The organism is Blautia sp. AF14-40 (assembly GCF_003479665.1).
Lineage (GTDB): Bacteria > Bacillota > Clostridia > Lachnospirales > Lachnospiraceae > Fusicatenibacter > Fusicatenibacter saccharivorans.
Genome location: NZ_QUHK01000039.1, coordinates 1 through 16,261 on the forward strand (window position 1 = coordinate 1; position 16,261 = coordinate 16,261).

At 49.9% G+C, this 16,261-nt stretch carries 17 protein-coding genes and 2 pseudogenes; 1 reads left to right on the forward strand and 18 read right to left on the reverse strand.

Going from position 1 to position 16,261, the window contains the following annotated elements:
• From DWW13_RS16415 to DWW13_RS16460, 10 genes and pseudogenes are all read right to left on the reverse strand, one after another.
• Window positions 1-1,320, reverse strand: a 1,320-nt coding sequence (locus tag DWW13_RS16415) for a DNA topoisomerase (protein ID WP_243026171.1), incomplete at its 3' end; no start/stop codon positions are given.
• A 15-nt stretch (window positions 1,321-1,335) separates the two neighbouring features.
• Window positions 1,336-1,521 (reverse strand): hypothetical protein, encoded by a 186-nt coding sequence (locus DWW13_RS16420; protein WP_015529206.1) that lies wholly within the window; start codon window positions 1,519-1,521, stop codon window positions 1,336-1,338.
• Window positions 1,518-2,243 (reverse strand): DUF4366 domain-containing protein, encoded by a 726-nt coding sequence (locus tag DWW13_RS16425; RefSeq protein WP_015529207.1) that lies wholly within the window; start codon window positions 2,241-2,243, stop codon window positions 1,518-1,520. Before DWW13_RS16425 ends, DWW13_RS16420 begins: the two co-directional genes overlap by 4 nt.
• Window positions 2,233-2,502 carry a DUF4315 family protein gene (locus DWW13_RS16430; RefSeq protein WP_005933780.1) on the reverse strand — a complete coding sequence of 90 codons (270 nt, stop codon included), beginning with the start codon at window positions 2,500-2,502 and terminating at the stop codon, window positions 2,233-2,235. The genes DWW13_RS16425 and DWW13_RS16430 overlap by 11 nt, the downstream gene beginning before the upstream one ends.
• Before the next feature lie 31 nt (window positions 2,503-2,533).
• Window positions 2,534-4,321, reverse strand: coding sequence for a CHAP domain-containing protein (locus DWW13_RS16435; RefSeq protein ID WP_442857777.1), 1,788 nt, complete (start codon window positions 4,319-4,321; stop codon window positions 2,534-2,536).
• Between the two features lie 152 nt (window positions 4,322-4,473).
• Window positions 4,474-6,903: pseudogene (locus tag DWW13_RS16440) on the reverse strand (VirB4-like conjugal transfer ATPase, CD1110 family).
• A complete protein-coding gene (locus DWW13_RS16445; RefSeq protein ID WP_035394369.1) occupies window positions 6,851-7,255 on the reverse strand; it encodes a PrgI family protein in 405 nt (134 codons plus the stop codon). Before DWW13_RS16445 ends, DWW13_RS16440 begins: the two are co-directional and overlap by 53 nt.
• 21 nt (window positions 7,256-7,276) lie before the next feature.
• Window positions 7,277-8,146: a VirB6/TrbL-like conjugal transfer protein, CD1112 family gene (locus tag DWW13_RS16450; RefSeq protein ID WP_118720599.1), complete on the reverse strand. Its 870-nt coding sequence runs from the start codon at window positions 8,144-8,146 to the stop codon at window positions 7,277-7,279.
• Between the two features lie 18 nt (window positions 8,147-8,164).
• A pseudogene (locus tag DWW13_RS19535) lies at window positions 8,165-8,260 on the reverse strand (Maff2 family mobile element protein); the annotation flags it as partial.
• A gap of 85 nt (window positions 8,261-8,345) precedes the next feature.
• On the reverse strand, window positions 8,346-9,959 hold the full coding sequence (locus DWW13_RS16460; protein WP_003533408.1) for a recombinase family protein: 1,614 nt from the start codon (window positions 9,957-9,959) through the stop codon (window positions 8,346-8,348).
• Window positions 9,960-10,200: 241 nt separating this feature from the next.
• On the opposite strand from DWW13_RS16460, the gene DWW13_RS16465 reads away from it, so the two are divergent.
• Window positions 10,201-10,590 carry a DUF5301 domain-containing protein gene (locus DWW13_RS16465; protein ID WP_006859726.1) on the forward strand — a complete coding sequence of 130 codons (390 nt, stop codon included), beginning with the start codon at window positions 10,201-10,203 and terminating at the stop codon, window positions 10,588-10,590.
• A gap of 57 nt (window positions 10,591-10,647) precedes the next feature.
• Here the strand turns inward: DWW13_RS16465 and DWW13_RS16470 are convergent, their stop codons facing one another.
• From DWW13_RS16470 to DWW13_RS16505, 8 genes are all read right to left on the reverse strand, one after another.
• Entirely contained in the window at window positions 10,648-10,797 is a 150-nt protein-coding gene (locus DWW13_RS16470) for a transposon-encoded TnpW family protein (protein WP_347045252.1), read from the reverse strand.
• Between the two features lie 46 nt (window positions 10,798-10,843).
• Window positions 10,844-11,686 (reverse strand): ATP-binding protein, encoded by an 843-nt coding sequence (locus DWW13_RS16475; RefSeq protein WP_003533412.1) that lies wholly within the window; start codon window positions 11,684-11,686, stop codon window positions 10,844-10,846.
• Complete coding sequence (locus DWW13_RS16480) at window positions 11,683-12,429, reverse strand: phage replisome organizer N-terminal domain-containing protein (RefSeq protein ID WP_044929250.1); 747 nt, start codon at window positions 12,427-12,429, stop codon at window positions 11,683-11,685. Before DWW13_RS16480 ends, DWW13_RS16475 begins: the two co-directional genes overlap by 4 nt.
• Window positions 12,419-12,625 carry a hypothetical protein gene (locus DWW13_RS16485; RefSeq protein ID WP_015544131.1) on the reverse strand — a complete coding sequence of 69 codons (207 nt, stop codon included), beginning with the start codon at window positions 12,623-12,625 and terminating at the stop codon, window positions 12,419-12,421. Before DWW13_RS16485 ends, DWW13_RS16480 begins: the two co-directional genes overlap by 11 nt.
• A gap of 187 nt (window positions 12,626-12,812) precedes the next feature.
• On the reverse strand, window positions 12,813-14,435 hold the full coding sequence (locus DWW13_RS16490; protein WP_003533417.1) for a relaxase/mobilization nuclease domain-containing protein: 1,623 nt from the start codon (window positions 14,433-14,435) through the stop codon (window positions 12,813-12,815).
• On the reverse strand, window positions 14,407-14,841 hold the full coding sequence (locus DWW13_RS16495; protein ID WP_226822778.1) for a plasmid mobilization protein: 435 nt from the start codon (window positions 14,839-14,841) through the stop codon (window positions 14,407-14,409). The genes DWW13_RS16490 and DWW13_RS16495 overlap by 29 nt, the downstream gene beginning before the upstream one ends.
• A 440-nt stretch (window positions 14,842-15,281) precedes the next feature.
• Complete coding sequence (locus tag DWW13_RS16500) at window positions 15,282-15,614, reverse strand: winged helix-turn-helix domain-containing protein (RefSeq protein ID WP_227616378.1); 333 nt, start codon at window positions 15,612-15,614, stop codon at window positions 15,282-15,284.
• A 100-nt stretch (window positions 15,615-15,714) separates the two neighbouring features.
• Window positions 15,715-16,261, reverse strand: a 547-nt coding sequence (locus DWW13_RS16505) for a 3'-5' exonuclease (RefSeq protein ID WP_158579776.1), incomplete at its 5' end; no start/stop codon positions are given.

Here is a 16,261-nt window from a genome sequence, read left to right on the forward strand (position 1 = left end):
GTCTGCGTCGTCCGTTTCGGGCTTGTTCTTTAAGGCTGCCCGGTAACGGCGGTCAATCTCTTTCCAACCGTCGTACAGCACTGTTTTTCCCTTTGCGGTAAAGGACTGTCCGGCACATTCAAATGTAGCCGTAACCGCTTCAAAGGTATGTACTGCGGCGGTCGCCATGAGCAGACGCGCCCCGGCAAGGGTAAGGATATTCCTTTCGCTTTCCGGCAGCGCGGCAAGGTCGGTCTTTGCAAGCTCCATAGTCGGGATAATGGCATGGTGGTCTGATACCTTTTTACTGTTCAGCACTTTTGCAAGCTCCGGCGCAAAGTCCATGCCCGCCATAAAAGAAAATTTCCCACAAAGCAGCTTGATAATGCCCGCCGCTGTGTCGCCCATGTCGTCGGTCAGAAATGCGCTGTCGGTTCTCGGATAAGTAAGCAAACGCTTTTCATACAGGGCTTGTGCAAGGTCAAGGGTCTGCTTTGCGGTATATCCGAACAGGCGGTTTGCTTCCCTCTGCAAAGAAGTAAGGTCAAAGAGCTTCGGCGGGGCTGCGGTCTTTTTCTCTTTCACAAGGGAAGTACAGACTGCTTTTGACGCTTCACAAGCAGCTTTCAGCCTGTCAGCTTCGGAACGGTCAGACAGTTTTTCGCTTGCAGCTTCCGCGCCGGATAAGGACAGGCGCACATGATAGTATTTTTCTTTCTTGAACGTGGTAATCGCCGCGTCCCGGTCAACAAGCATTTTTAAGGTCGGGGTCTGTACGCGTCCCACATTCAAGGTATGGTTGTAAAGGACAGAAAAAAGACGGGTGGCGTTGATACCGATTAGCCAGTCAGCCTTTGCCCTGCATAATGCGGAAGCAAAGAGCGCGTCGTATGCTTCGCCGTTCTTCAGATGAGAAAAGCCCTCTTTGATAGCAGCTTCTTCCATTGAGGAAATCCACAAGCGGCGCGTGGGCTTCCTGCACCCGGCAACTTCGTAGACAAAACGGAAAATGAGTTCTCCCTCGCGCCCCGCGTCGCAGGCATTGACGACTTCGGAAACGTCTGCCCGGTGCATAAGTTCCTTTAAGGGCTTGAATTGCTTTTCCTTGTCAGAAGCAACGGTGTCCTTCCATTCCTGCGGCAAAATCGGTAAGCTGTCATAGCTCCACTTTTTATACTGCTCCCCGTAGGCGGCAGCTTCGGGAAGACCTACCAAATGTCCCACGCACCAAGAAACGATATAGCCGCTTCCTGTGAGAAATCCGTCTTTCTTTTCCTTTGCCCCAAGTACGGCAGCGATTGTCTGTGCCACACTGGGCTTTTCTGCGATAACTAAAATCAATGATAATTCCTCCTTTTATCGTTCGGTCTGTCGTTTGTTTTCCAGTTTTCTCATACAGTACCCCACACAAGGGGACTGCCCCTTGTAAGGGCAGCCCGCGCAGCGTGGGGAAGAAAGCTCCGGCGGGGATTTTTCCCGTTTGCCATAGTCCGGCTTCTGTATCATCATCTTTTCAAAGGGATTGTCGGTAAACAGGGTCATACTTCCTCGTCCTCCGTTTCTTCCTCTTTGGAAACTTCCCCGGTATCTGCTTCCGGCTCGTCCTCGTCGTAATCCTCAAAGTCAAAATCTTCAAGGTCGGTGCTTCCTTTCACGTTATGCTTCGGTTTTACAAACTTAAAGTAGTAGAACGCCGCGCCGCCACCAAGCAGCACAAAGAGGACTAAGGCAAGCACCGCGCCGGGATTGCCGTCTTTTTCTTTGGGTTCTTCCGGCTGCTCGGTGGGTGTTGGCGTGGGTTCCTTGCCTGTGCAGCCTGTCAGAGTAGTTGCACATACCGGGCAGGACGTATTTACCTTTCCGACTTCGCATTTTTCCGTACAGTTGCAGACTTCCGGCTTTTTCGTGGCTTCCCCGGTTTCGGTCAGTGCCATAAGGTCGGCTTCGTCCACTTGATTAAGGAAATGTACGGTCTGTTCCCCCTCGGCTGCCCGGTCAATGAGGATATAAAAGTAGTTGCCGCCTTTGGTGGTAACAGTGATAAGCTGCTTATTGCCGCCGAAATCGTCCACCAGTGTTGCGTTGCCCTTTGGGGTAAGGGGCGGCGTTTCCGGTTCTTCCACCACTACATTGCTGTCGTTGGTCGCGTCCTCTGTGGGTGGCTCTGCGGCTGTTCCCTGTGCATAGGCAGGGACAGAAAAACCGCCCATAAGGATAAGGGCGGCACAAAGGGCAGTCATGGTCTGTTTGAGTTTATTTTTCATCTGCATTGTCCTCCTGTTCTTCGTAGTCTGCCGCTTCGGTAGCGGGTGCGGCGTTCATGCCGGGAATACCGCCGCCGGACAGCATAGCATTTAATTCCTGCGGGGTAAGTCGCATAGCGCGTACAAGCTGCACGATTTCAAGGTTTTCCGCTTCGGTTTTCTGCGCTTCCAGTCCTTTTAACTTGTTCTGATACTCTGTGATTTTCTCGCGGGTCTTTGCGATTTCCTTATTGATACGGTCGATTTTATTGTTTGCCATAAAATAAATTCTCCTTTCTTTTCGGGGCTGCTTACCAGTTCATCAGCCCGTAGCCTTTGATACATTGATAGTTGAGGTCATAGCTTTTAATCTTGCAGGCGTCGCCGGAATTGCCCTCAACGGTATAGACGCGGCTTCCGTCCCTGCCAAGCACAAGCCCCACATGGTCGGCAACGCCGTCTAAATCCCAGTCGAAAAAGATAGCGTCGCCCGGTGCGATATTCTCATAGCCGCGTGCGCCCCATTGTCCCCTTGACTGGAACCAAGGAACGCCCTGCCATTCGCAGCCCGCAAAGCGGGGTTCGCTTTTTCCGGCTTGATTGTAGCACCATGACACAAAGCAGGCGCACCATTCCACGCGGCTGTTAAAGCCGTACCAAGACCAGTAAGGGTAGCCGCCCACGTTTCCGACCTGCTGTTTTGCAAGCTCCATAAGCTCCGGGTTTCCGGGACGTGTGCCGTTTACAAACTCCACGCCGCTTAAATCCTCGGACGGGCTTCCGTCGGGAGAGCCGCCGCCAAAAATCAACGGTTTGTTGCCCTGTGTCTGTAAGTACACCTTGAACATTTCAAACTGCTGTGGGTTCAGCAGTTCTTCCGCAAGGGAAGCAATCGGCTTGTTTGTCAGTTTCACATTTAAGATACGGTATTCGTATTCTTCCTCGTTGCCCTCCTCGTCGGTGGTGGTGCGTATCTCGATTTCTTCCGTCAGCGTCAAGGTGTACTGTAAGCCGAACAGCCGTTTTAGCTCTGCCTGTGCGCTCTGCGGGGTGTAACTCTGCAAAAGGGCAGTCAAGTACGACGCTAATTCGTGGGGGTTATGCCCGATAGTATCAAGGTCATAGCGGTATTCATCATAGCCGCTGTGGGTGCTTTCGATATTGTCAATTTCCTGTTGCAGCTCATTTTCCATTGCAGCATAGCTCTGTTCCGTTGCCACAAGGTCGCTGTCCTCGGACGTGTAGGAAGTCCCTAACACGCTGTTCATGCTGCCGGAAAACATTGCCCCACAAGAGGAAAGCCCTACGGATACCATGATGAACAGAAGCAGCGCGGCGATAGCGATTATCACGCCTGCCGGGTGTCGTCCTGCAAAGGCAGCCGCTTTCTTTGCTGCTGTTTGGGACGCTCCGGCGGCAGCTTTGGCGGTGGCTGCGCCGCTTTTCTTTACGGTTTTTGCATACTGGCGTTTGATTTTCTGTTTCTGCATGAACCGTGAAAAGGGATTGCTTGTAAGCTGCGGGTTCTCCTGCAAGGCTTTGTGATACTGAAAATTGACGTTTGCCTTAAACGCTGCCTGTTCTGCCTTTGCCGCTTCCCGGTAGGGTTTCAGCTTATGGCTGCGGTAGCCCTGTTTTAATTTTCTTGTCCCGTACCTTGCGCCGCGCTCGGCAAGTTCCTCCGATTTGTGCGCGCCCTCCACACCGGAATTATCTTTCTCGACGCTATGGATTTTGTTGTGAACAAAAATACCCGCTTCCTGCGCGGGGTGGGATAACGGGTTACTGTGGGCTTTGCCGCCGGGTATCGGCTTTTCCTGTTCTTCAAAGCGTAAACGGGTCTTTGCCTTTCCGGCGGTTTCCTCAAAGGTGCGCTCTTTTACAAGTTTCTTCTGCTTCGGGAGAGCTGCCTTTGCTGCGTCCAGTTTGTCGGCTGCTTTTTCCGATTTTTTGATGTAGGGTTGCAGTTTTGGCGTTTCCCGTTCCTCGTCGGTAAACTGCAAGCGTGAGGTGGAAGTACGCAAAACAGCCGCTTCCTGTGCTTTCTTGACTGCCTTTTTGCTTGCCTTTCGGGTATGGGCTGCGTCAAGGTGTTCCATGACACGCTCTGCGGTAGCGGTGTCCGGCTGTGAAAAGTCGCTGTCTGCTTCCCGGCTGCTGATACGCTCGGCAGTCTGCTGTGTTTCATTGATTTCCACCGCACCGTCGCGGGTCATTTTCTGCGTGATTTTATCGCGTGGTTTTAACTGTTTCATAGGCTGCTCACTTCCTCCGGCTTCGTCGTCATAATGCGGTAAAGCTCGGTATCTTTCGGGAAATGGTCTACAAAGGGAAGCACCACATTCCCATAAAAGATAAGTCCCTCGCCTGCTTCGGTGTGGGTTACATACTTCATCTGCTGTGGGCTGATATTTAACTGCTTTGCAAGGATAGCCCGGTCGCCCTGTGCCTGATTGAGCATGAGGACAAAATCAGAGTTTTCAAAGATATTTTCCACCTCGCGGGAAGCAAGCAAGTCCTTAATGTTCTGCGTGATAGCTGTGGGTATGCCTCCCCATTTTCTAAAACGCTTCCAAATCTCCACACTGTAAGCGGCGGTCTGTTCCTCTTTTAAGAGCAAGTGAAATTCGTCCATATAGTAGCGGGTAGATTTCTTTTCTGCCCGGTTAATGGTAACGCGGTTCCATATCTGGTCTTGCACAATGAGCATACCTAACTTTTTGAGCTGCTTCCCAAGCTGCTTAATGTCAAAGCAGACAAGGCGGTTAGAAAGCTCCACATTCGTTCTGTGGTTGAATACGTTAAGACTGCCGGAAACATACAGCTCCAATGCCGCTGCAATGCGGGCAGCTTCCGGCTCCGGCTGTTTTAACAGCTCGTCGTAAAGGTCGCCCAAGATAGGCATTTTTGCCGGGTCGGGGTCAGCAAGGTAGTCCCGGTACACATTCCTTACGGCGCGGTCAATGACGGTCTTATCAACGGGCTGCAAGCCCTCCTTGCCGCCAATGACAAGCTCGCAGAGGGACAGGATAAAATCACTTTTCAGTGCAAGGGGGCTGTCGTCCTCGCTGTAATTAAGGTTCATATCCATAGGGTTCACATACTGGGGCTTGCCGTCCATGCCTTTCCCGGTCGGGGATAAGCGTATCACTTGCCCGCCAAGCCGCTTGACAAGGGCAAAATACTCGGCTTCCGGGTCGCAGATAAAAATATCATCGTCAGTAATGAGAAAGGCGTTTGTGATTTCCCGCTTTGCCGCAAAGGATTTTCCGCTGCCCGGTGTTCCCAAGATAAGCCCATTCGGGTTTTTAAGCTGCTTGCGGTCGCAGAGTATCATGTTGTTGCTTAAAGCGTTCAGCCCATAATACAGGGCAGACCCGGTCTGAAATAGCTCCTGCGTGATGAACGGGATAAAAATAGCGGTGCTTGATGTGGTAAGTCCACGTTGTATCGGGATAAGGTTCTCCCCCAAAGGGATAGAGGACATCAGCCCCGCTTCCTGCTGATAGTCAAGACGGGTCAGGGCGCAGTTGTATTTCTGTGCAATGCCCGCCGCCGCGAAAATGTCATTTTCCAGTTTCCGCTTCGTGTCTGTCATGTTTACCACAAGGAACGTGAGAAGAAACATTCGCTCGTTGCGGCTCTGTAAATCCTGCAACAGGTTCTTTGCTTCATTTCCAAAGGTGGCAAGGTCGGACGGGATTATATCCATATCGTAACCGCTTCTAACCGCTTTTTTCTGTTCCTCAATCTTCATCTTGTCAAGGTCTGTGATTTTGCGCTTAATGGTCTTGATTGCTTCCGACTGGTCGATACTTTTAATGTGGAGATTGACAATAACGCCTGTTTCCAAGTCCAACATATCCGCTAAGATACGGTCGTTTAACTCCGGGGCAAGGATTTCAAGGAACGATACCGCCCCCGTCTTTTTCCCCATAGCAAAGTAGCGTCCCTCCCCGAACTTGAAAGAGGACGGGGCGATAAAGTCCTTTGTGGTAAGCCCCGTCGGGGTCAGCCAGTCATAAGAGAATGAGAACGGCTCGCCTGCCGGGTGGAATACCCCATGCAGCACCTTTAGGCGTTCATAGCCGGATAAGGGGTGCGCCGATACCCCAAGCACCTTAAAATTATTGAGTACGTCTGTTTCAATACGGGAAAGCCGCGCCCTTGCTGCCGCCGGATTGTCCGCTTCAATGGAAAATGTGATGTACTTATGCTTGACAAGCCCGTTGTTCCCTTTGGCAAGCTGCGATTTCAGCATATCGGAATACTCAGTGCGGATAGAGTTAAAATCGTCATTTTGCAGCGGGATATGGATTGCCAGCGCTGCCTGTTCCTGCTGTGAGCCTTGATTGATGAAAGAAAGCTGCACGTTCACGCTTGCGTCAAAGTAGTTGAGAAAATCGCACCAGTTTTCAAAAATGGCGGTCTTATCGTCTGCCTGTGCAAGCTGATAGTTGATGTCCTCAAAGGCAATGCTCTTTGACTATTTCCGCTGTGCCACTTTGCAGATACCGTCCGGGTACATGGCAAGGTAGGGAATGGTCTGCTGTGCGGTGTGGGCTTTGCCGTCCCCCTTTGCCTGCCGGATAACCGCCGCTATCTGTTTCTTTTCCGCGCGGGTCAGCTTACGCCTGTTTCCTGCGGCTTCCCGCGTCTTTTTTGTCTGTCCTTTTGACAATCGCTGATACCTCCTTTTCTAATGCCCGCTGTTTCTCCAAGAGTGCATACAGGTTTTCCGTCTGATACGGTCGCACTTTGGGGCGGGTCAATTTTGTCTGAATGATGTTCTTTACAACCACTTCAAGGGGCTGCCCATGCTTTTCATACATGGCAACCAAAAAGCAGGGAAGCATGACGACAATCATTGCCATTGCCGCAAGGCTCGTCCCTGCGCTGTCTTTGAACAAAAAGAAAAGTGGCAGTCCCATAAGAAGTGCCACTGAAAAACAAAGGATTTGCCGCTTTGTCAGATTGAAAGCGACTTTTGTTTTGACTTTGGATAGGTCTTTGGGTACAGGTACATACGCCAAGAAAAAACCTCCTTTCTGCCCTTAGTGGGCGTTGAATATAGATTTTGCCAGTGCGCCGGATTTGAACAGGGAGAAACAGAGGATAACGGTATAGGCTGCAAGGGAAAAAATCGCGCTGTGCAGGTTGTCCGCTAAGACCATTTCGCCTACCAAAACCGCATAAATGCCGACGCATATCATAATGAGGAAGCCTTGAAAACCAAGTGCAAACAGCCCCTTTAGGTAGTTGTTCCCAATCTGTCCCCATTCCCGGTTTGTCATGGTGGCAAAAGGGATAGGGGAAACGGAACAGTAGGCGGATATCTCAATCATTCTGCCGTAGAGGATAACGGTTATCAGTACGGACATGATTTTCATACAAAGGCTTACAAGGCTCGTTTCCATGACAAGTAACAGTAGTTCGGGGATTTCCATATCTTTTAGTCCCTCCTGCATGGCGGCAAGGGCTTCGGTTACGTCGATATTCGTATCGCCGCCGATTACCCCCGCCGCGCCGGACACAATATGCTGCGCCATATCAAACACCGCCATAGTAATATCAAAGGTGTGCGTTACCAAGAAAACGGCAACAAAGGCTTTGAAAAACCACTTAAAGAACATGAACGTGTCAACGTCGTGCATATTGTTTTTTTCCGTTACCATGCTGATAAGCTCATAACAGAGGACATAGGTAATGACAAGCCCCGCAATGGGTACAATCACATTTTCCGACAGATTTTGTATCATGTTGAAAATGTTCGCGTTCCACCCCTGTGGGGTCTTGCCTACCTCCGCTGCAATGGTGCCTACTTTTTCGTTTACGTCCCCGAACATCGTTGACAGATTACCGTTTATCGCGCCGATAAGGATTTCTTTTATCCATTCGTTAATCGCGTCAAGTATGCTCTCCATAGGCTACCCTCCGTAAACTTATCCGAACAGACCGGAAAGAAGCGGTACAAGGATAGTGCCGATAAGGGCAACACCGCCGCCCGCCATAAGCTGCTTAATGCCCTGTGATTTTGCTTATGTGTTATAAAGAAGTAATAGAAGTGTTAAAAATTTTGCCGTTCCTATCCGGCACTTGCGCAGGGTGTCGGATAGGTCGGGCTTATTCTTCGGGCAAGTCAATCTTGCCGACAAAGCTATAATAAATATCAATGCGCTGGTGGCGTACTTCGTTCTCGTCATACTCACATTCATAGACAACGATTTTCTCCACCATTTCACGCAAGAGGGTGTGTGTCAGTTCCTCGATAGAAAGGTACTTGCGGACAACGTTCATAAACTTTTCAGCGTTTACCGTGGCTTCCTGTGCCTTGTCCAGTTCGCCCTGCAATGCGGCGGCTTTCTCCTTCAGTTCCCGCTGCTCGGCTTCGTAGTCTGCGGACATTTCCATAAAACGCTCGTCATTGATTTTCCCGTTTACATTGTCCTCATACAGACGTTTGATATAGCGGGAAAGTTCTGCAATGCGGCTCTGCACCTGTTCAAGCTGCTTCGTGGCTGCCGCCTGTTTCCGCTTGCCGCCCATTTCATTCTGCTGGATAAGCAGCTTCACGAACCGGGCTTCATGCTTCTGTGCATAGGCGGTCACTTTCCGCAGATTGTCCAGCACACCCGCCGTCAAAAGGTCGGTTCGGATGAAGTGCGCCGTACAGTCGGCGGTGCGCTTCTTATAGCTGCCGCAGATGTAGCAATCCTGCTTTCTCTTGTCGGTCTGATACCGCTGCTGGTACATCACATGACCGCAGTCGGCGCAGAACAGCAAGCCGGAGAACAAGCCCACATCATCGTAGCGGTTGGGGCGTTTGCGCTGCTTGCGTAACTCCTGCACCCGTTCCCATGTCTGCAAGTCGATGATTGGCTCATGGTGGTTCTCGAAAATCGCCTGTTTCTCAATGGGGTTGTCTATGCTGTGCTTCATCTTGTAGGACGGTTTTTCCGTCTTGAAGTTCACAAGACAGCCTGTGTATTCCCGGTTTTCCAACAGATGAACAACGGTATTGGTCGCCCACTTACATTCATAGCCGGGGTGGTAGCGGCGTATGCTGCCTGTGCGCTGGTATTCCAGCGTTCCCGGCGTGGGGATTTCCTGCTCGGTCAGCATACGGGCTATCTTGGTCGGACCGTTCCCGGCAAGGCAAAGCTGGTAAATCTGCTTGACTACCGGGGCGGCTTCCTCGTCAATGATGAAATTTTCGTCCTCGTCCATGAGGTAGCCGTACACGGGCTTGCTGGTAACAGGCTTACCGCTCATGCCTTTTGCTTTCTTAACTGCCTTGATTTTTTTGCTCGTATCTCTCACCATCCATTCGTTGAAAAGATTACGCAGCGGGGTAAAATCGTTGTCGCCCATTGCGCTGTCCACTCCGTCATTGATAGCGATAAAGCGGACGCCTTTCTGCGGGAAAAGCATTTCTGTATACATTCCCACTTGAAGATAATTTCGCCCTAAACGGGACATATCCTTGACGATGACTGTGCCGACTTTCCCGGCTTCAATGTCTGCAAGCATGGCTTGAAATCCGGGTCTTTGGAAGTTCGCACCACTATAACCGTCATCTGTGTACCAGCAGAGATTGGTAAAGCCGTTCTGCTTGGCGTAGGTTTCCAAAATGCGCTTTTGGTTGGATATAGAGTTGCTTTCCCCTTGCAGTTCATCTTCATGGGATAATCTCGGATAAAGGGCGGTAATAAGGTTTTGGGTTGTCTGTCTTAACATGGTTTCCTCCGTTTCCGACAGCCAGCCCCACTATTCCGTACTTCGATTGTACCATACAGCGGGGCGGCTTGTATAGCGGCAAAGTGTAAAAGTGCTTCTTTACCGCCCGTCAAAATGACGTTTTTTTGTGTTAGGGTTATCACGCAGATTCAACTTCATAAATATTTTACTTTTATTTGATAGTCCATTTCATTCTGCTGTGTTATAATGGCAAAAATTGAATTAGCGAGGTAAAAGGCTTATGAAAAAATATATTTCTTTGTTTTTATGTCTGACTTGCATTTTAACTTTAGTTGCGTGTGGGAAAAAAGCTGCTCCCATTCAGTTGCCCCAAACAAGCGACATTACATCTGTTGATGTAACTGTTGGGGAAAACACCACAAATCATTCAGACACAGCTTGGATAAGTGAAATAATTTCTGACATTTCCAGTTCTGAACCAACCAGTAAGCAAAGTGTTCAAGATTTTCCGCAGACTGAAAGTTATATCAAGATTGATTTTCAGTTTGAAACAGGAACAAGTACCATTTTTGCCTATGAGGAAAACGGAAAACACTATATCGAACAGCCTTATCAGGGAATTTATAAAATTGACAGTCAGCTGTACGAACGGCTGCAAGAAACAAACTAAAATTTAACTTATCCATTCAGCGGTCATGTTTCCGGGCATGACCGCTTTTCCATGCCCTCATTTTGTAGCAGCTTCCGCTTCCAGCACCTTAGCCATTTTGTCGGCGGCGGTTTCCTTTGCGCCCTGCTTGAAAAAGCCGGACACGACAAGAACAGAGTTCCCTATACGGATTTCCGTCACGCAATCGGCGGGTGCGGTGCTTTTCATGCTGTGTCTGATATGCTCTTTTTTATCGGTCATAGGCGAACTCCTTTCAATCGTTCATCAGTTGCTTTAAGCGGTTCAGCTTGTTTTGTGCGCTCTCCCTGCGGAAGTTCTCGCCGGAGAAGCAGACAGGGGCGCACATTTCAAGCAGTCGGTCATAAATCCGGGCGTGGGGCGTGTCCTGCGGGTTCTGCAACTCGGTAAGCGTGAGGTTGGTCGTGACGATCAGCGGCTTGCCGCTTCGGTATCGGCTGTCAATCACATTGTAGACCTGCTCTAAGCCATACTCTGTGCCACGCTCCATTCCAAAATCATCAAGGATAAGCAGCGGATAGCGGCAGAGGTTGGAAATATATTCGTTCTTGCCCTCAAAAGTGGCTGCAAGGTCATTAAGAATAAGGGCAAAGTTCGTCATGCGGACGGAGATTTCTTTCTCCATGAGGGCGTTTGCGATACATCCGGCAAGGTAGCTTTTGCCTGTGCCGACGCTGCCCCAAAGCAGATAGCCGATGTTCCCGGCTTTCATGTCCTCCCAATGTTCCACATAGAAATGGGCGGTTTTCATCTGCGGGTTTCTGCCGTTGTCATTGGCAAAAGTCCATTCCCGCATAGCCGGGTCGGTAAAGCCCCGGCGTTTCAGTTCTTCCACCTTGTCCCGGTGCTTTCGCTGCTGTTCGGCGGCTTCACGCTCCATGCGCTGCGCCCGCTGGCAGTCACATTCAGCCGGATGTCGGTCACGCCCAAACAGGGTAGCCTTATCAGCCGGGAAATAGGCTTCTTTCGGTGTCCGGCACTTGCCGCAGTAGAGCAGACCGTCCTCACCTGTGTAGTCCTCCGGCTCGGCGGTGACTGCTGGTATCTGTAAATTCATATCTTCAAAAGCTGGTTTCATAGACTTTCTCCCTCCTTGTAGCTGTAATCGGGTATGCCCCTTTTCGGGGCAGCTTTAGCGGTATCGTCAGCCACCCATCTGCGGATAGTGGCTGCATGGTTCTTGTATTTCCTCCCAGTGGAAGCGATATAGCCGGATAGCCGGTCAATGTAATACTCCCACTTGTCGGGCAGTTCTGCTTGCAGTTCGGAAAGCTCCGTATCTGTCAAAATCACATTTTTGTATCTGCCGTAAGCAGCGGGAGCGGCTCGTCCTGGTTCTGACTCTCTCTCTTTTTCTATCTCTATATCTATCTCTTTCTTTATCTCTATCTCTGGTGGACAAATGTCCGCTTTTGCTTCGGACACTTGTCCACTAAGCCGTTTTTGCTCTGAAATCTTCATTCTTGCCCTGCGCTTGCGCTCCCCCTCGGTAGAGGACTGACCGATGAAAAGCTCGATATTGCTCATATACAAAGCCCCGTTGTCCAGCGGTTCGACAAGCCCCAGCTTCATAAAGATTTGCAAAGCCCGTTCAACTGTGCCGACCTGCTGGCGGGTAATGGTGGCTATCATTTGGGCGGTGTAGGGGATATTCTCGTCAAGCTGCAAAGTGCCGCCGTATTTCAGCGATTTTAAGTACAGCTTCAAGAGGATATTGGAATACAGCATACCGTCCTGCATACTTTCCAGCAGCACGATAGCGTCATCGTCAAAATAGCTTTCTTTCAGTTTGAGGTAATAATATTTGCGGTTATCTGACATAATCTTGGTTCTCCTTATCTGCGGGGCGGGCTTTCCATCTCTTTGAGTAATACCGGGGGCAGAGTACCACGATAGCCCTAAAACTCTGCTTGCAGTCATGGGTACAGCCCCGGCAAAGGGCATTGAAAGTAATGCGGTTTCGCTCATTGAGGAAGAACGCCCATTCCAGCCGCCGCTTCTTGCTCATTCTCGGCATGAAAAAACGCTCCTTTCTTCGGTTTGGTCGGGTATGAGGGGACAGGGGCAAAATCTGTATGTTCCCGGTGTCATTTTCGGGAAAAATCTGCCCTGTAAGCCCCGTTTGCAAGGGTGGGTGTGTTGCGGGTAGGGTAAGCTATACCCCCAGCCTTTTGTATGGTTTCGGTATCATTTCGGGTCGGTTTTTAACGCTCCTGTTCGTGCTTTTTCTGACGGCTCGGTGTGCCGTGTAGTATCTGCTCGGTGTTCCGCTTGGCGGTGGCAAGCTGCTCATGCTCGGCTTTGGCGGTGCGGTAGGTGTTGTAAGCTGCGTTTTTCTCGGAAATGAGGGCTTCAATCTCCGTATTCAGCTTGGAAATGGCAGGCAGCTTCTTTCCCGGTGCAAGCACCTTTAGCTGGCGCAGGGTGGCTTCATAGATGATGAAATCTGCTTCATTTGCCCGGTAGTAGGTTTCTGTCTTTTTGCCTTTCAGCTTCTTGTGTTCCTCAATAGTCGGGCGGGTTCGGCGGTAATCGCTGACAACCTTTCGCAGATTTTTCTTGTCGGCTATGGTCTGCTCAATGCCCCGCAGACTTTCCCTTGCTTCGGAAAGGGCTTTCCGGCTGCTCTCCACGGCTGCGTCCAGCTTGTCAAGGTCAAGCAATCCGTTCTCCATGAGAAAGTTGTGGGTAGCCGCCATCTGTTTGAGATTGTGCAGGGAAGCCCAGCGGTCATAGCCTACGCCCTTGCCCTCGGCTCGTTTCGTTTCCCGGTCAACCATGCGCTGTAAACCGTCCTGTTTCGGGGCGATTTTGGCGGATTTTTCCCTCTGCAAATGCCCCGTCATGCTACCGGGGTATTCGGGTATGGGTGTGGTCTGTTCGGCGGCTCTGTGGGCGTTCTGCTCCAAAAGGGCAAGGACGGCGGTACGGTCAAAATCATCCCCCAGCTTCCGGGCGGTAATGGGCTTGGTTCTGTCCGGCGTGAGATAGGACAGCCGCCCCCGGCTCTCCTTGACGGAGATTCCCGACTGCAAAAGCAAAGCTGAAAATTCGTCAAAGGTGCTTGCCCGGTCAAGGGTGTTGCGTATGGTCTGCCGCAGCTTCGCCTTGTCGGTTTCAAACTTGGTTTGCCGGGGCGTGATACCGTCCGCTATCATCGGGGCATTGGCTTTATCAAGGGCAAGCTGCCCTTTCTTCTGCGCCCAGTATTCACGCTCGGTCACTCGGTTCTTACTGCCATGCAAGAGGTCAATCTGATACAGATTTTCCCGGTGGCACATCTCCATGACTTCGGACTTGAAATATTCCATAGCTGCGTCTGTGCAGCGGTGCTTCATGCCGCATTTCGTGTCCGCTGGTCTGTCCATGTAGGGCAGAAGCGGGACAGCTTCAATCCGCAAGCTGTTTATGACGATATGCACATGAATGTTGCCAGAGTGATTGTGTCCGTCCGGGTGGGTGCAGACAATGGCTTGGTGTCCGGGGAAATGCTCTTTGCAAAATTCCTCGCCCAGCGATTGTGCCTTATCAACGGTCAAGCCGTTGTCCGTTCCGTCCCGTGGGTCGAAGCTGATGATATAGTGGTGGGACTTCACATCTTCCCGTTTTTGGTTTTTGCCATAGCGGAGATTGGAGCGCATACAGGCTACGGCAAAATCTTCATCGCCGCAGTTCAGCGTGGCAAGGCGGTAGTCCTCACGGGGGACAAGCCGCCCGTTTTCATCAAGGGTAGGCTTCATGGTAAACTCGTCATGCTCAAAGGTAAGGTACTGCTCGGCTGCCCCGTAGTCGGCATTTTTAGAGCTGATATGTTTGAATGTTGCCAACGGCTTCACCTACTTTCTGCAAGACTTCAAACTTCAAGGCTGCAAGGTCGGAAATGGCGACTCGGACTTCGCCGGACAGGGCGTTGTACGGCACACCGTATTCGTTCAGATACCGGGCAATCTGATTGAGGTTGCCGCCGATCCTGCCGTATTCGGCGGTCAGCTTCCCGACAGCGGCAAGCAATTCATCATTGACCGGGGAAACGGTAACAATGGGGCGTATGGTTGCCCGTGTAATGGCTTGCCGGATAAATTCGGACTGGCTCATACCATAAGGGGCAAGCCGGGCGGTAAAGTCGGCGTATTCTTCATCGGTCAGCCGGGTCTTGACTACCCTGCTGCGGTGGGGCGTGTTATATCGTTTCATAGGTGGTTGACCTCCTTTCTGTGCGTGGTGTCCTCTCACTAATAGGAGAAAAACGGGGTGTGTAGCGGAACTGTTTTTGAAATAATCCGAAAAGAATTTGCGGGAATTTTTCAAGCGGCTTTAGCCGCCATAGCAGGGTTTGGGGAAGGCACTCCCCAACAAGATTCCCGCAAGGACAAAATGAGCGATAAGCGAAATTTGGTACTGCGGTAGAATCTTGCTCTAAGAAAGTGACGGATTCCGCTGTGTAGGCTTCTGCTGATACCCTCGACGGAGAGGGCGGGGCTTCTGCCAACTTTGCGGCAATATTTTTCCCGTCATTATTACTACGCACTGGAAGAAAAATATGGCAAAGTCCCCCGGAAAATCTTTTCGTGTTTTCGTAACAGTATTTGACAAAAACGGGCGCAAAAAAACAGGAAACCTTTTTCTGATTTCCTGTTTACTGACTGCCAAAAAGGGCGGCGGTTATTCGGTTGTCATTCCCCGGAAGCAAACTTGTAGCCTATGCCTAAAACGGTCTTTATGTAGGTGGGGTTTTTGCTGTCCGGCTCTATCTTTTTCCGTAGGTTGTAAATCACGTTGACAACACTTGAATGGCAGCTATCGCTATCCATGTTCCAAACGGCTTCAAAAATCTGTTCTTGTGTGAGGACATTGCCGGGATTGGAAGCAAGGAATACAAGGGTACTGTATTCAAGGCGGGTAAGGTTTATTTCCTCCCCGTCCCTAAATACCCGGCGTTGGTGCTGCCTTATTTCCAGTCCCGGAAAAAAGAGTGTAGGAAAAACACCAAAAGACATGGTTTCCATTTTAGCTTGATTGGCAGTTATTAACGATATAATTTGTTCATATAAGTTGTTCTGATTATCTGTCCGAATTATTATTAACTTATCCATGTGTTTTCATGACCTATTCTGTCTGCGCTAGTTTTGTATGTTTAGAAGTTGCATATATCAATGGGCTAACTTCTTTTTCACAAAATAAGCTAAGTCTATGGAGTGCTCTGGTACAGGCAACGTATAAGAGATTTTTATCATCTTCATCATAGTAGTTTTGATTGTCTGCATCACAAATTAAGACGGCATCAAATTCCAACCCCTTTGACATATATACTGGTATAATGAATACACCTTGTAACTCTGCTGCACTTCCATTTCTGATTATTTGTATATCTAGTTTGTGCTTTATTTTGTTATACAAGCAGATGGAATTATTTTCAGTTTTACAAATTAATCCTATTGACTGTAATCCTTTTTCTTGGCATGATTTTACCTCTTCAACAATCTTGTCAATAAAGACTTCGGAATTATCCGCAATAAATACTTCCGGGCTATCCCCTTTCCGATTAAAACTTTTTATCTGTGGACTTTGTTCTATGAATTTTAAGCTAAAATTTAATATCTCATTCGTACAACGGAAACTTTTGTTCAACACGATAAGAGAAGATTTTTTCTTA

Bases quoted from the DNA above. Each gene is read 5' to 3' on its own strand.
- DWW13_RS16420 (WP_015529206.1), bottom strand. From the start codon at position 1,521: ATGACCCTGTTTACCGACAATCCCTTTGAAAAGATGATGATACAGAAG.
- DWW13_RS16425 (WP_015529207.1), bottom strand. From the start codon at position 2,243: ATGAAAAATAAACTCAAACAGACCATGACTGCCCTTTGTGCCGCCCTT.
- DWW13_RS16430 (WP_005933780.1), bottom strand. From the start codon at position 2,502: ATGGCAAACAATAAAATCGACCGTATCAATAAGGAAATCGCAAAGACC.
- DWW13_RS16435 (WP_442857777.1), bottom strand. From the start codon at position 4,321: ATGGAACACCTTGACGCAGCCCATACCCGAAAGGCAAGCAAAAAGGCA.
- DWW13_RS16450 (WP_118720599.1), bottom strand. From the start codon at position 8,146: ATGGAGAGCATACTTGACGCGATTAACGAATGGATAAAAGAAATCCTT.
- DWW13_RS16460 (WP_003533408.1), bottom strand. From the start codon at position 9,959: ATGTTAAGACAGACAACCCAAAACCTTATTACCGCCCTTTATCCGAGA.
- DWW13_RS16465 (WP_006859726.1), top strand. From the start codon at position 10,201: ATGAAAAAATATATTTCTTTGTTTTTATGTCTGACTTGCATTTTAACT.
- DWW13_RS16470 (WP_347045252.1), bottom strand. From the start codon at position 10,797: ATGAAAAGCACCGCACCCGCCGATTGCGTGACGGAAATCCGTATAGGG.
- DWW13_RS16475 (WP_003533412.1), bottom strand. From the start codon at position 11,686: ATGAAACCAGCTTTTGAAGATATGAATTTACAGATACCAGCAGTCACC.
- DWW13_RS16480 (WP_044929250.1), bottom strand. From the start codon at position 12,429: ATGTCAGATAACCGCAAATATTATTACCTCAAACTGAAAGAAAGCTAT.
- DWW13_RS16485 (WP_015544131.1), bottom strand. From the start codon at position 12,625: ATGCCGAGAATGAGCAAGAAGCGGCGGCTGGAATGGGCGTTCTTCCTC.
- DWW13_RS16500 (WP_227616378.1), bottom strand. From the start codon at position 15,614: ATGGAAACCATGTCTTTTGGTGTTTTTCCTACACTCTTTTTTCCGGGA.